This is a genomic window from Vibrio chagasii, from assembly GCA_041879415.1.
Lineage (GTDB): Bacteria > Pseudomonadota > Gammaproteobacteria > Enterobacterales > Vibrionaceae > Vibrio.
This window is the reverse complement of record CP090851.1, coordinates 2,205,808-2,219,703: the sequence shown is the minus strand read 5'-3', so window position 1 is coordinate 2,219,703 and position 13,896 is coordinate 2,205,808. Positions and strand designations below refer to the sequence as shown.

The window sequence follows — 13,896 nt, the reverse complement described above, 5'->3', positions numbered from 1 at the left end:
ATCACTCAAACTGATGGCAAATTAAACGTCTAAAAATACCTACAATGAGTAGTGTTTTTATTAACAGTGTTTCAACATAACTCATAAAATATTAGTTTGTGACAGAGTGTTAATCTCTTGTTTAAAACACCTTTCAAAAGCCAATTTATCTGTGCGGCTCGTCAAATTTATACATATTTAAGAGTCCATATGCTTCAATTCTCACCAAATAAACGTGCTATTCAAGTTATTGGTCATGGCATCAAGATGCCAAAAAATGCTAGAATACGGCACCTGATAAATCTCACATGATTTGTGTGAGAATTTTATTAAGATAATGTTGCGATTTTGGTATCTCAAATTTACCAAAACCGGACACTGTAATGTCGTGTCTAAGGGCGATTTTAAAACGTCCTGAATTTACGCAATTAAAAGAATCTTTTTCCCGATAAAGTAGTGCAAGTGCGTATGATTACAATAAAGAAGGGTTTGGATCTTCCTATCGCAGGAACTCCATCCCAGGTGATTAATGATGGTAAGTCCATCACTAAAGTCGCCTTGCTTGGCGAAGAGTACGTTGGTATGCGTCCTACGATGCATGCTCGCGTTGGTGATGAAGTGAAGAAAGGCCAAGTTCTTTTTGCAGATAAAAAGAACCCAGGTGTTGTATTTACTTCTCCAGCAAGCGGTAAAGTTATTGAAGTGAACCGTGGTGCTAAGCGTGTTCTTCAATCTCTAGTGATTGAAGTAGCAGGCAATGAGCAAATCACGTTCAATAGCTATGAAGCTAACCAACTAGCAGGTCTTGACCGTGAAACGGTTAAAGCTCAGTTAGTTGAGTCTGGTTCATGGACCGCTTTGCGAACTCGTCCGTTCAGCAAGGTTCCAGCAATTGATTCTGAAACTCAGGCTATTTTCGTAACTGCTATGGATACTAATCCGCTAGCAGCTGAGCCAGAATTAATCATTAACGAGCAGTCTGATGCTTTCGTTGCTGGTTTAGATATTCTTTCAACCCTGACTAACGGTAAAGTGTACGTTTGTAAAAAAGGTACTAGCTTACCTCGTTCAGCTCAGTCTAACGTTGAAGAACATGTTTTTGATGGCCCACACCCTGCAGGTCTTGCAGGTACGCATATGCATTACCTATACCCGGTAAATGCAGAAAACGTAGCGTGGAGCATTAACTACCAAGATGTTATCGCATTCGGTAAGCTTTTCCTTACTGGTGAGCTTTACACTGATCGTGTTGTTTCTCTGGCTGGTCCAGTAGTAAACAACCCACGTCTAGTTCGTACTCAAATTGGTGCTAGCCTTGAAGAGTTGACAGACAGCGAGCTAATGCCAGGCGAAGTTCGTGTGATTTCTGGTTCTGTACTAACTGGTACACAAGCAACCGGTCCACATGCTTACCTTGGTCGTTACCATCAGCAAGTTTCTGTTCTACGTGAAGGTCGTGATAAAGAGCTATTCGGCTGGGCTATGCCTGGTAAGAACAAGTTCTCTGTTACTCGTTCATTCCTTGGTCACCTGTTTAAAGGTCAGTTGTTCAACATGACAACGACTACAAACGGTAGTGATCGCTCAATGGTTCCAATCGGTAACTACGAGCGCGTAATGCCTCTAGATATGGAACCTACATTGCTGCTTCGTGATCTATGTGCAGGCGACGTTGATAGTGCACAAGCACTAGGTGCGCTAGAGCTAGATGAAGAAGATTTGGCATTGTGTACCTTTGTATGTCCAGGTAAGTACGAGTACGGTCAACTACTTCGTGAATGCCTAGATACGATTGAGAAGGAAGGGTAATTTTCATGGGCCTTAAAAAGTTTCTTGAAGACATCGAGCATCATTTTGAGCCAGGTGGCAAACACGAGAAGTGGTTCGCGCTTTACGAAGCAGCGGCTACAGTGTTCTACACGCCAGGTCTTATCACAAAGAAAAGCTCGCACGTTCGTGATAGCGTTGACTTAAAACGTATCATGATCATGGTTTGGTTCGCGGTATTCCCAGCAATGTTCTGGGGTATGTACAACGCGGGTGGCCAAGCTATCGCTGCACTTAACCACATGTACGCAGGCGCTGAACTAGCATCTGTAATCGATGGTAACTGGCACTACTGGCTGACTCAAATGCTTGGCGCCTCCTTAGGAGCCGATGCAGGTGTTGGCAGTAAGATGCTACTTGGTGCGACTTACTTCCTACCTATCTACGCAACGGTATTTATCGTTGGTGGTTTCTGGGAAGTTCTGTTCTGTATGGTGCGTAAGCACGAAGTTAACGAAGGTTTCTTTGTAACTTCTATTCTTTTCGCGCTTATCGTTCCGCCAACACTTCCTCTATGGCAAGCAGCTCTAGGTATTACCTTCGGTGTTGTTGTTGCTAAAGAGATCTTTGGTGGTACAGGTCGTAACTTCCTAAACCCTGCACTTGCTGGCCGTGCGTTCCTATTCTTTGCATATCCTGCACAGATTTCAGGTGACGTAGTTTGGACTGCAGCAGATGGTTTCTCTGGTGCAACTGCGCTTAGCCAATGGGCTCAAGGCGGCGGTAGCGCACTAGTGAACACAGTATCTGGTGAAGCAATCACTTGGATGGATGCGTTCATTGGTAACATCCCAGGTTCTATCGGTGAAGTATCGACTCTAGCACTTATGATTGGTGCAGCGATGATCGTTTACATGCGTATCGCTTCATGGCGCATCATTGCTGGTGTAATGATCGGTATGATCGCTGTGTCTACGCTATTCAATGTGATCGGTTCTGATACTAACGCAATGTTCAGCATGCCTTGGCACTGGCACCTAGTTCTAGGTGGCTTCGCATTCGGTATGTTCTTCATGGCGACAGACCCTGTATCAGCTTCATTTACCAACAAAGGTAAGTGGTGGTACGGCATCCTAATCGGCGCAATGTGTGTAATGATCCGTGTAGTTAACCCTGCATACCCAGAAGGCATGATGCTTGCGATTCTATTCGCAAACCTATTTGCTCCTCTGTTTGACCACGTTGTAATCGAGAAGAACATTAAGCGGAGACTAGCTCGCTATGGCAAGTAATAACGATAGCATTAAAAAGACGCTGTTTGTTGTTATCGCATTGAGCCTAGTGTGCTCAATTATCGTTTCAACAGCTGCAGTTGTTCTTAAACCTAAGCAACAAGCTAACGCGGTTCTGGATCAGCAAACTAAGATCCTAGAAGTTGCAGGTGTTGACCTTGAAGGTGACATCCCAGCGCTGTACGCAGAGAACATCGAACCTCGTCTAGTTGATTTCGCTACTGGTGATTTCGTTGACGGTGATGCTTCTGCATACGACCAACGTAAAGCGGCAAAAGATCCAGCTCAGTCAATCAAGCTTTCAGCTGAAGATGACATCGCTAAGATCCTTCGTCGTGCTAACACAGGTACTGTATACCTAGTGAAAGACGGTGCTGAAACTACTAAAGTTATCATCCCTGTTCACGGTAACGGCCTATGGTCAATGATGTACGCATTCGTTGCGGTAGAAACTGATGGCAACACAGTTTCTGGTATCACTTACTACGAGCAAGGTGAAACTCCTGGACTTGGTGGTGAAGTTGAGAACCCAACTTGGCGTGCTCAATTCGTTGGTAAGAAATTATTCGACGAAAACCACAAGCCAGCTATCAAGGTAGTTAAAGGTGGTGCTCCTGAAGGTACTGAGCACGGTGTTGATGGCCTTTCTGGTGCAACACTGACCAGTGTTGGCGTTCAACATACATTTGACTTCTGGTTAGGTGATATGGGCTTTGGTCCGTTCCTAGCAAAAGTTCGTGACGGAGGTCTGAACTAATGTCTAGTGCAAAAGAAATTAAAAAGAGCATTCTAGCGCCAGTATTGGATAACAACCCAATCGCGCTACAGGTTCTTGGTGTGTGTTCTGCTCTTGCGGTAACCACTAAGCTAGAAACAGCATTTGTTATGACTATCGCGGTAATGTTTGTTACTGCTCTGTCTAACTTCTTCGTTTCTCTAATCCGTAACCACATTCCTAACAGTGTGCGTATCATCGTTCAGATGGCAATTATCGCATCATTAGTAATCGTGGTAGACCAAGTGCTAAAAGCATACCTATACGATATCTCTAAGCAGCTATCTGTATTCGTAGGCCTAATCATTACTAACTGTATTGTAATGGGTCGTGCTGAAGCATTCGCAATGAAGTCTGCGCCAATCCCATCTCTAATCGATGGTCTTGGTAACGGTCTTGGTTACGGTTTCGTTCTTATCACTGTTGGTTTCTTCCGTGAGCTTCTAGGCTCTGGCAAACTATTTGGTATGGAAGTACTACCTCTAGTGAGCAACGGTGGTTGGTATCAGCCAAACGGCTTGATGCTTCTAGCACCTTCTGCATTCTTCCTAATTGGTTTCTTGATTTGGGCGATTCGTACGTTCAAACCAGAGCAAGTAGAAGCGAAGGGGTAAGGTAGTCATGGAACATTATATTAGTCTGCTAGTTAAATCGATTTTTATCGAAAACATGGCGCTTTCTTTCTTCCTAGGTATGTGTACATTCCTAGCGGTATCTAAGAAAGTTAAAACTTCTTTTGGTCTTGGTGTTGCGGTAGTTGTAGTACTTACAATCGCTGTTCCTGTGAACAACCTTGTTTACACTAACATCCTAAAAGAAAACGCGCTTGTTGAAGGTGTCGATTTAAGTTTCCTTAACTTCATCGCATTCATCGGTGTTATCGCTGCACTTGTACAAATCCTAGAGATGGTTCTAGACCGTTTCTTCCCACCTTTGTACAACGCACTAGGTATCTTCCTTCCACTGATCACAGTTAACTGTGCAATCTTTGGTGGTGTATCTTTCATGGTAACTCGTGACTACAACTTTGCTGAATCTGTTGTTTACGGTTTCGGTTCTGGTGTGGGTTGGATGTTAGCTATCGTTGCTCTTGCGGGTATCCGTGAGAAGATGAAGTACTCTGACGTACCTCCAGGTCTACGTGGCCTTGGTATCACGTTCATTACTGTTGGTCTGATGGCGTTAGGCTTTATGTCTTTCTCTGGTGTTCAACTGTAGGGTAAGCACCCAGTAATAAGGAATAACAAATGCAAAGCATTATTCTTGGCGTAGCGATGTTTACCATTATTGTATTGGCTCTAGTGCTAGTGATTCTATTCGCTAAATCTAAGCTAGTACCATCAGGTGACATCACTATTTCAGTAAACGGCGACCCTGAAAAGGCGATCGTTACTCAACCTGGTAGCAAGCTACTTGGTGCCCTAGCTGGCGCTGGTATCTTCGTATCTTCTGCTTGTGGTGGCGGTGGCTCTTGTGGTCAGTGTCGTGTAAAAGTTAAGTCTGGCGGTGGCGACATCTTACCAACTGAACTTGATCACATTACAAAAGGCGAAGCTCGCGAAGGCGAACGTCTTGCATGTCAAGTTGCTATGAAAACTGATATGGAGATTGAACTAGACGAAGATATCTTTGGTGTTAAAAAGTGGGAATGTACTGTTATCTCGAATAACAACGAAGCTACTTTCATCAAAGAACTTGCACTAGCAATCCCTGAAGGTGAAGAAGTACCGTTCCGCGCGGGTGGTTACATTCAGATTGAAGCTGAACCACATCACGTGAAATACGCAGATTACGATATTCCTGAGGAATACCGTGGTGACTGGGATAAGTTCAACCTATTCCGTTACGAGTCTATCGTTAAAGAACATTCAATCCGTGCTTACTCAATGGCTTCATACCCAGAAGAGAAAGGCATCATCAAGTTGAACGTTCGTATCGCGACTCCGCCGCCAAACAACCCAGACGTAGCTCCAGGTGTGATGTCTTCATACATCTGGTCTCTTAAGCCTGGTGACAAGTGTACTATTTCTGGTCCATTTGGTGAGTTCTTCGCTAAAGACACAGACAACGAAATGGTATTCATCGGTGGTGGTGCAGGTATGGCGCCTATGCGTTCTCATATCTTCGACCAACTTAAGCGTCTTAAGTCTACTCGTAAGATGTCTTACTGGTACGGCGCACGTTCTAAGCGTGAGATGTTCTACATTGAAGATTTCGACGGCCTAGCAGCTGCAAACGAAAACTTCGTGTGGCACTGTGCACTGTCTGATCCTCAACCAGAGGACAACTGGGACGGTTACACTGGTTTCATCCACAACGTATTGTACGAAAACTACCTGAAGGATCACGAAGCTCCTGAAGATTGTGAGTACTACATGTGTGGTCCACCGATGATGAACGCTGCTGTTATCGGCATGCTGAAAGATCTTGGTGTAGAAGATGAAAACATCCTACTAGATGACTTCGGTGGTTAATCCACTTAAGTGATTGATATTATGGCTGACTCCTACGAGTCAGCCATTTGTTTTTCTAAGACAGATTTTGACAACATACTGGCTTATATAAGAAAGAGTAAGGCATTCAAAATACCTATTATCTACTCTTATTTTTCCTTATATAAATCCTCAACATTAGACAGGAGTAAGCAAGTGAGAATTTGGCTTGTTGCATTAACTTCTTTGATTTTTCTTGCTGGCTGTGAGCAGTCAAGAGAGCAAGTGCATTTGAGTGGCCCAACGATGGGCACGAGTTACAATATTAAATACATCAATGGTGATGAATTTCCTGAGTCTAATGAAGTTCATACTGAGATCGACCGTCTACTTGAAGAAGTAAACGATCAGATGTCGACATACCGTGAAGATTCAGAGTTGAGCCGTTTCAACCAATACAAAGGTGCTGACGGATTCGAAGTGTCTGAACAAACAGCAACGGTTGTGAAAGAAGCGATTCGTTTGAACGGTCTTACTGAAGGAGCACTGGATGTAACGGTTGGTCCATTAGTTAACTTATGGGGCTTTGGTCCTGAAGCTCGCCCTGAAGTTGTACCATCAGATGAAGAGCTGGCGGCTCGCAAGGCTAAGATTGGTATTCATCACCTTAGCGTTGAAGGCAATATGTTGAAGAAAGATCTACCTAACCTGTATGTCGATCTATCAACCATTGCAAAAGGCTGGGGAGTTGACGTAGTCGCAGACTACCTAGATTCTATTGGCATCCATAACTATATGGTTGAAGTTGGTGGTGAAATTCGTCTGAAGGGTTTAAACCGTGAGAATGTAGGTTGGCGCATCGCAATCGAAAAACCAAGCGTTGATGAGCGTAATATCCAAGAGATCATCGAGCCTGGTGACATGGCTATCGCAACCTCTGGTGATTACCGTAACTATTTTGAACGTGATGGTGTTCGTTACTCACACATCATCAACCCAGAAACAGGAAAGCCTCTTCACCATAAAGTGGTTTCTGTAACAGTTTTAAACTCGTCTTCAATGACTGCAGACGGTTTATCTACAGGCCTTATGGTCTTAGGTGAAGAGAAAGGAATGGAAGTCGCAAACCAACATAACATCCCAGTGTTCATGGTGGTAAAAACAGCAGATGGCTTTAAAGAAGTTGCTTCTGAAGCATTTAAGCCATACTTAGGTAAATAAGGTAAGCGAGAAAATTATGAATACATTTCTGATTACATTTGGTGTTTTTCTAGCTGTGATTACAGCAATGTCGATTGGCTACATCATTCAAAAGAAAGTAGTTAAAGGTAGCTGTGGCGGCTTGGGTGCGGTTGGTATTGATAAAGTATGTAACTGCCCAGAACCTTGTGACGCGCGTAAAAAGCGTGAAGCTCGTGAAGCTTACCGCGAAGAGAAACTGGCTGAGCGTCAGCAAAAAGAAGCAGCTTGGAATAAAGATCGTATTGCTTAATCAGCGATACTGATTGGGAGTGAATTTAGCTCTCCAAGAACAAAAGCCCAAGGCATATGCCTTGGGCTTTTTCGTTTTACGCGAATTGGATTCATTGCTTAAAAAGGTTCAGCTACTCGTTAACTAACTGAAGATTATTGCGAGCGCATACTAGCTGGTTTCGACCTTGTTCTTTTGCGGTATAAAGTAGTTCGTCGGCGGCTTTTATCTGTTCATCTAAAGAGCCCACTTGATCGGTTACCCCAATGCTCATGGTCACTTTAATGATTTGTGAATCATGCTCCACTTGGTGATTTTCAATTGCGTCTCTCATGGATTCCAACGCTTCCACAAATTGTTCAAATGGACCGCAAGATTGAATGCAAAACTCTTCTCCGCCAAAGCGAACGGGTAAGTCATCTTGAAAGTGTTGCTTGATAATTTTTCCAACTTCAATCAACACCGCATCACCACCATCGTGACCATAGGTATCGTTCACTTTCTTAAAGAAGTCGATGTCCATCATGGCAATATTGCGTTCTTCACAACCTTTACACGTCTGATTAAATAAATAACGACGGTTCCATAGGCCCGTAAGGGCATCCTCGTTAGCGTGACGAAACAGCTCACTCGTCGCTTCTTTCATATCGAGGAGTTGATGAATTCGACAGAAGAATTCTTCTTGATTAAAGGGTTTATAGAGAAAGTCATTGGCACCAGCTTTCAGGAAACGAGCCGTCATGGTGCGATCATCGCTGCCTGATAGGCCAAGGATAGCGAGTTGGTTACGGTCGTGATGTACTCGAATATCACGGGTCATCGCGATACCGTCTTTATTTGGCATATCGTGGTCAGTGACCACTACTGTGATATCAGGATCGTTTTGAAGCAGTGCGAGCGCTTGCTCTCCATCCTCTGCCTGAACCGTTTGAATATATTGGTGTTCAAGAAGTTGAACGACATAGCGACGAACCACAGCCGAATCATCAACAACCAGAGCTTTGTGGTGTCGATTATTTGAGATTCGTTTTACAAGAGGCAGTAAGTAACTAACCGATGACATGCTGTCTTTGAGGATGTAATCCAACACACCTTTAGCCAGTACTTGTTCTCGCAGGGTGTTGTTGAACATGCCGGTAAGTACGATGATCTTTTGTTGATAGCCGAGCACCAAATCAATGATCTCGCCATCTTGGCCGTCAGGTAGGCAGTAGTCGAGCACCGCACACAAGAAGTCCGTCTCTTGTTCTAAGATAGCTTTGGCTTCAGCCACCGATTCTGCGAGTGCAACTTCATAACCATCGTTTTTAAATTGCTGGTAAAGGTAGTTTCTGAATGCGCGACTGTCCTCTACTACTAGTATTTTTTCACTCAAAAGCTATCCCTACTTATAGACTAAATACTCCTAACAATACTATCAGAAGAGTAGGTGGGGGTTGAAGCTAAACCTGTTGAGCTGGACTCCAGATCATTTTAAAACCAACAATTATCCATTATACTGTTCATAGATACAGTTGTAAGTTTGAGTTACTGGTTGATGTGTAGTGCGGACCAAGAGAAAGTGAGAAAAATAATCCATGTCGATATGGACTGTTTTTACGCGGCTGTAGAAATGCGGGATAACCCGGCCTACCGTAACCGACCGTTAGCCGTAGGCGGGCATGAAAAGCAACGTGGTGTGCTCAGCACATGCAATTATGAAGCGCGTAAGTTTGGTGTTCGCTCGGCCATGCCGACAGCTAAAGCGCTACAACTTTGTCCTAACTTGTTAGTAGTGCCGGGAAGAATGTCTGTCTATGTCGAGATATCTAAAAAGATCCGTGAGATTTTCTCTCGGTATACTTCGGTGATTGAGCCGTTGTCGTTGGATGAAGCATTTCTTGATGTAACCGACTCAAAGCAGTGCCATGGCTCTGCAACACTTATCGCTGAATCGATTCGTCGTGATATCTGGAATGAACTTAATCTAACAGCGTCTGCCGGTATTGCACCTATAAAGTTTTTGGCGAAAGTGGCTTCGGATATGAATAAGCCTAACGGGCAATTCGTTATCCCTCCACAAGACGTGCAAGCGGTGATCGATGAACTACCACTTGAAAAGATCCCCGGTGTTGGCAAGGTGAGCATTGAAAAGCTTCACCAAGCGGGCTTTTTTACCTGCAAGGATATAAAAGAGTCTGACTATCGCGATTTACTACTTAAATTTGGTCGTCAGGGTGCCTCACTGTGGAAGCGCAGTCATGGTATCGATGAGCGAGAAGTCATTGTCGAGCGTGAACGAAAGTCTGTTGGGGTTGAGCGAACCTTTACTCAAAACATTTCGACTTACGCCGAGTGCTGGCAGGTGATAGAAGACAAGCTGTTTCCTGAACTTGAAACTCGATTGGAAAAAGCGAGTCCAAGCAAAGCGATCATCAAGCAGGGTATAAAGCTCAAATTCGCTGATTTCCAACAAACCACTATTGAGCATATTCATGCTTCTCTAGACCGTGAGCATTTCAAAGAGCTGTTAAGTGAAATACTCAAAAGGCAGCAAGGGCGAGAGATACGCTTACTGGGTTTAAGTGTGATGTTGCAGCCCAAAGACCAAATGCGTCAGCTGAGCTTTTTCTAAAGACAGAGATTGGCGAGTGCTTTTCATAAAAAACGACTTAGCTTTGCGGCCTAGTCGGTTTTTATCGTTTAGAGTTATCTTGGAAGCTGTTTTACGCGCGCTAAGGTGTCGGCGAAAGGTTGTTGCTCTAACTTTCCGTAGCCAGCCATTTTGCTTGCTTTAAGCTTGGTCGAAAGTGGTGTGGCGATTCCACAAAGAAAACGAGTGATGGCTTCATCGGTTATCAGTTGTTGGCTTGCAGAAATAAACTCATGAATCCATGTCATGACTGTTTCATCATCGACTGATTCAACATCAACGCTTGGCAAGGTTGCTACTTGACCGCGGCATACGGAGCAGTGACCGCAGGCTTTTGGCGCTTCGTTGTCTGCAAAGTAGCTTGCTAGGCGCGAGCTTAGGCAGGAGTCAGCCTCAAAGAAGCTCAGCATTTGATTGAGACGATTTATCTCGCTATTCTCTTTTGCTTTAAACAACTCTGTAAGTCGCTCAGACAACAGCATCATCTCTTCAGAAGTATTGTGGATCGCGTAAACATCGGTGATCTGTTTACTTTCCAACTCAATCCAGCCCTGTTCATTAAAGTAATCGATAGCGGCAATCACGCGTTGACGGTCAGCTTGGAAGTGAGTCCAAAGTGCTTCGAAGTCGACTTGACACCAAACTCTCGCTTGCGGAGAACACTGGAAGATCGCTTCAACAAAGTTACGACGTTCGCCTTGGAATTGCTCGCAGATCTGCTGTTTAGGGCGAATGAACTTAAATTTGTAGTCCGCAAAGTAGCTGTACTTCGGCTCAATCACACCTTCAATTTCGAGGTAAACCAGCAGTGTTTTAAGCGGCAGCTGGCGAATGTTAGATTCACGCGAAAGTTGGTTAAGCATGATTTCCCATTGATTGGCACCAGATGGCCCAATGTTTTGGTTTTCGTAGATCTCTCTCAATACGGCTTGGATGGATATGTTGTCCGGTGTATCGCCAAACACGAAGTTCTCAAGTGTGCTCAAGCCATGTTTGTTAGCTAGTAAAATACACTCAGAAGCTTGTCCATCACGGCCAGCTCTTCCTATCTCTTGTGAGTAGTTCTCTATCGATTTTGGTAAGTCAAAATGAATCACTCGGCGGATATTTGATTTGTCCACACCCATACCAAATGCAATCGTCGCCACAATACAGTGCACGTCATCATTCATGAATTGTTGTTGGATGGCATCTCTATTTTCTGGTTTAAGACCGGCGTGATAAGCCACAGCGTTAACCCCGGCATTACGGAGCTGTTGAGCAACCATTTCTGCCGTTTGCTGCAGAGTAACATAGACAATGGTGGGTGCTTGCGCCGCTTGGTTGACCACATTACACAAGCTTTCTAACTTGTTAGCTTGTTCGCATGGCTGAATAGATAGGTCGAGGTTTTGACGATAGAAGCCCGTGACCACAACACGATCTTTATCGATATCGAATTTCGACTTCATATCTTGAATAACAGATGTTGTGGCGGTCGCTGTGAGCAGCAGTACCTGTGGAATATTGAGCTGTTTTTGATATTGAGGCAGCTTGAGGTAGTCTGGTCTGAAGTTGTGGCCCCATTCCGAGATACAGTGCGCTTCGTCGACCACAAGTAACGAGATAGGCACTTGGGAAATAAACTGGCGAAAGCGTTCGTTTTTCAGTCGCTCGACTGAGATCATCAGGATCTTTGTGTCGCCGTTGCGTACGGATTGCATCACTTGCTGGGTGGTTTGTCTGTCTTGGCTCGATTCAATTGCAGCCGCGTTGATGCCCTTACTGTGTAGGAACGCGAGTTGGTCTTTCATCAAGGCGAGCAGTGGCGATATCACTAAGGTAAGGTGGGGCAACTCTAAAGCGGGTAGCTGATAACAGAGTGATTTGCCTGAACCTGTCGGGAATATCGCGGCTGTCGAGTGACCAGATAGAACATTATCAATGACTTGCTTCTGTCCGTTTCTCAGTGAATCGAATCCGAATACTTGTTTTAGCTTCTGCTCAATCATTTGTGTTCTACCTGAATTAATAAGTGTTGTCTTGATGCTAAAGCAAGCGTTGGTTGACGATAGCGTCTCTTGAGGTATCAAATCTCTTGCACCTGATTGTACCTAATTCTATTCTGTAGCTCCTATAGAAAAGCACCCCAATAGTATGAATAAGTCTGAGCTCCGCCAAACAATCATAGAGCAACTTGAATCCCGATTACGTATCGCGCAGTCCGCTACACAACGCGCCATTGATGCTGCGACTGATGAAGAGACGGTACCTGAACACAAGTACGATACGTTGGCGTTAGAAGCCTCGTACCTTGCTCACGGACAAGCGGTTAGGGTGCAAGAGTGCGAAGATGATATTCAGTGTTACCGAAACCTAGTTTTGCGGGATAGTGAGAAGGTAACAGTGAGTAGCTACGTTGTAGTGATTGACGAGCACGATCAATATAAGCATTTTTTCATGGGGCCAAGAGTCGGTGGGCTGTCTGTTACCTGGAACGGTAATGAGTTATCTATAGTGACGTCGAATGCGCCGTTTGGTCGCGCTCTTATGGGGAAAGAAGTCGGCGACGAGATTGAGTTTAGCGTCGCTGATAAACCGTTTTGTTATGAAGTGGTTTCTATTGATTGAGCTCTGAGTGAATTGATATAAAACCTTGCTCTGACAAAGAAGCATAAACTCGGGGTATAGTAATCTGGCAGATTGATGAGAGGATGTTATGAAAAGCAATGTATCTATGAAAAACAGTGTATTAATTGCATCGTTAACAGCGGCGATCTCTGTTGTGAGCCTGCCAACATTTGCAGCTCAATGTCGAGTTGATTTGAAGAATGAGTTGCGAATCGATGACCAAAAAGTCGAAATTCATCAGGTAAATGGTGATACAGCCGTATTTGATGATAACAACGATCTCTATATCCATGGCGAGAAAGTTGAGCTTGACGCTGACCAACAAGCGGCGATTGAAAAATATCGCGAGAGTATGAGTGAGTACATACCGCGAGCTAAGCAGATGGCAAGCGAAAGTCTCGCATTAGCCAATGATGTGATTGACGATATTGCTGTCAGCTTGGACTCTCCAGAATCGTTTGATAACGTAAAAGAGTCGATGAAAACGTTCTTCGCAGACCTAGAAGCCCGTTACTACAAAGATGGTGAGCTGGTTTTGCCAGCAGACAGCTTTGAGTCGATGGCCAATGGTTGGTCTGAAGATTTCGAAAAGGCTAAAGAGATCTTTAACCAAGAGTTTATCTCTAGTGCTTTTAATGCCATGTCAGAAAAGATGAAGCAAGAAGGCGGACTCAACCTGACGGAATTGACAGACAGCATGGCTGAACTCAAGCTGAAAGTTGAAGAGCGAATGAAGCAGCATGCTAAGCAGATGGAAGAAGAAAGCGCTGAGTTCTGTGATTCTCTTGATGAGATGGCAGAACAAGAGCAAGAGCTACATGAAATCATTCCGAACCTAAAAGATTATCAAGTATTCACGATTTAATTCGAGTCTAGTGATGAATAGCAAGAGCACCAGTTGGTGCTCTTTTTGTTTATAGCATTTGCCCAACGGATCA

Annotated in this window: 13 protein-coding genes; 11 read left to right on the top strand and 2 right to left on the bottom strand. The window is 44.3% G+C overall.

The genetic code is table 11. The features are described 5' to 3' along the window. The first annotated feature begins 447 nt into the window (after nt 1-447). The 8 genes from L0991_10070 (at nt 448) to nqrM (ending at nt 7,737) form a co-directional block, all read left to right on the top strand. Nucleotides 448-1,788 (top strand): Na(+)-translocating NADH-quinone reductase subunit A, encoded by a 1,341-nt coding sequence (locus L0991_10070; protein XGB61765.1) that lies wholly within the window; start codon nt 448-450, stop codon nt 1,786-1,788. Between the two features lie 5 nt (nt 1,789-1,793). Continuing rightward, nucleotides 1,794-3,038, top strand: coding sequence for an NADH:ubiquinone reductase (Na(+)-transporting) subunit B (locus L0991_10065; GenBank protein ID XGB61764.1), 1,245 nt, complete (start codon nt 1,794-1,796; stop codon nt 3,036-3,038). Then, the gene (locus L0991_10060) at nt 3,028-3,795 is read left to right on the top strand and encodes a Na(+)-translocating NADH-quinone reductase subunit C (protein XGB61763.1); all 768 of its coding nucleotides are present in this window, start codon (nt 3,028-3,030) and stop codon (nt 3,793-3,795) included. Before L0991_10065 ends, L0991_10060 begins: the two co-directional genes overlap by 11 nt. After that, the gene (locus L0991_10055) at nt 3,795-4,427 is read left to right on the top strand and encodes an NADH:ubiquinone reductase (Na(+)-transporting) subunit D (protein XGB61762.1); all 633 of its coding nucleotides are present in this window, start codon (nt 3,795-3,797) and stop codon (nt 4,425-4,427) included. Before L0991_10060 ends, L0991_10055 begins: the two co-directional genes overlap by 1 nt. Before the next feature lie 7 nt (nt 4,428-4,434). Beyond that, nucleotides 4,435-5,031, top strand: a complete 597-nt coding sequence (nqrE, locus tag L0991_10050; protein ID XGB61761.1) for an NADH:ubiquinone reductase (Na(+)-transporting) subunit E — start codon at nt 4,435-4,437, stop codon at nt 5,029-5,031. A 29-nt stretch (nt 5,032-5,060) separates the two neighbouring features. Beyond that, entirely contained in the window at nt 5,061-6,287 is a 1,227-nt protein-coding gene (gene nqrF, locus L0991_10045; protein ID XGB61760.1) for an NADH:ubiquinone reductase (Na(+)-transporting) subunit F, read from the top strand. A 174-nt stretch (nt 6,288-6,461) separates the two neighbouring features. Then, a complete protein-coding gene (locus L0991_10040; GenBank protein XGB61759.1) occupies nt 6,462-7,466 on the top strand; it encodes an FAD:protein FMN transferase in 1,005 nt (334 codons plus the stop codon). Between the two features lie 16 nt (nt 7,467-7,482). After that, nucleotides 7,483-7,737 carry a (Na+)-NQR maturation NqrM gene (nqrM, locus tag L0991_10035; protein ID XGB61758.1) on the top strand — a complete coding sequence of 85 codons (255 nt, stop codon included), beginning with the start codon at nt 7,483-7,485 and terminating at the stop codon, nt 7,735-7,737. 112 nt (nt 7,738-7,849) lie between these two features. Here the strand turns inward: nqrM and L0991_10030 are convergent, their stop codons facing one another. Further along, a complete protein-coding gene (locus L0991_10030) occupies nt 7,850-9,091 on the bottom strand; it encodes a response regulator (protein ID XGB61757.1) in 1,242 nt (413 codons plus the stop codon). A 162-nt stretch (nt 9,092-9,253) separates the two neighbouring features. Between L0991_10030 and dinB the strand changes: the two genes are divergently transcribed. Next, the gene (gene dinB / locus L0991_10025) at nt 9,254-10,330 is read left to right on the top strand and encodes a DNA polymerase IV (protein XGB63881.1); all 1,077 of its coding nucleotides are present in this window, start codon (nt 9,254-9,256) and stop codon (nt 10,328-10,330) included. Nucleotides 10,331-10,404: 74 nt separating this feature from the next. On the opposite strand, the gene L0991_10020 is transcribed toward dinB, so the two are convergent. Then, complete coding sequence (locus tag L0991_10020; protein ID XGB61756.1) at nt 10,405-12,339, bottom strand: RecQ family ATP-dependent DNA helicase; 1,935 nt, start codon at nt 12,337-12,339, stop codon at nt 10,405-10,407. 145 nt (nt 12,340-12,484) lie between these two features. On the opposite strand from L0991_10020, the gene L0991_10015 reads away from it, so the two are divergent. Together L0991_10015 and L0991_10010 are read left to right on the top strand one after the other, a co-directional pair. After that, nucleotides 12,485-12,958, top strand: a complete 474-nt coding sequence (locus L0991_10015; protein XGB61755.1) for a GreA/GreB family elongation factor — start codon at nt 12,485-12,487, stop codon at nt 12,956-12,958. Nucleotides 12,959-13,046: 88 nt separating this feature from the next. After that, nucleotides 13,047-13,823 (top strand): YggN family protein, encoded by a 777-nt coding sequence (locus L0991_10010; GenBank protein XGB61754.1) that lies wholly within the window; start codon nt 13,047-13,049, stop codon nt 13,821-13,823. The last annotated feature ends 73 nt before the right edge of the window (nt 13,824-13,896 follow it).

Bases quoted from the DNA above. Each gene is read 5' to 3' on its own strand.
- L0991_10070 (XGB61765.1), top strand. From the start codon at position 448: ATGATTACAATAAAGAAGGGTTTGGATCTTCCTATCGCAGGAACTCCA.
- L0991_10065 (XGB61764.1), top strand. From the start codon at position 1,794: ATGGGCCTTAAAAAGTTTCTTGAAGACATCGAGCATCATTTTGAGCCA.
- L0991_10060 (XGB61763.1), top strand. From the start codon at position 3,028: ATGGCAAGTAATAACGATAGCATTAAAAAGACGCTGTTTGTTGTTATC.
- L0991_10055 (XGB61762.1), top strand. From the start codon at position 3,795: ATGTCTAGTGCAAAAGAAATTAAAAAGAGCATTCTAGCGCCAGTATTG.
- nqrE (XGB61761.1), top strand. From the start codon at position 4,435: ATGGAACATTATATTAGTCTGCTAGTTAAATCGATTTTTATCGAAAAC.
- nqrF (XGB61760.1), top strand. From the start codon at position 5,061: ATGCAAAGCATTATTCTTGGCGTAGCGATGTTTACCATTATTGTATTG.
- nqrM (XGB61758.1), top strand. From the start codon at position 7,483: ATGAATACATTTCTGATTACATTTGGTGTTTTTCTAGCTGTGATTACA.
- dinB (XGB63881.1), top strand. From the start codon at position 9,254: ATGTGTAGTGCGGACCAAGAGAAAGTGAGAAAAATAATCCATGTCGAT.
- L0991_10020 (XGB61756.1), bottom strand. From the start codon at position 12,339: ATGATTGAGCAGAAGCTAAAACAAGTATTCGGATTCGATTCACTGAGA.
- L0991_10015 (XGB61755.1), top strand. From the start codon at position 12,485: ATGAATAAGTCTGAGCTCCGCCAAACAATCATAGAGCAACTTGAATCC.
- L0991_10010 (XGB61754.1), top strand. From the start codon at position 13,047: ATGAAAAGCAATGTATCTATGAAAAACAGTGTATTAATTGCATCGTTA.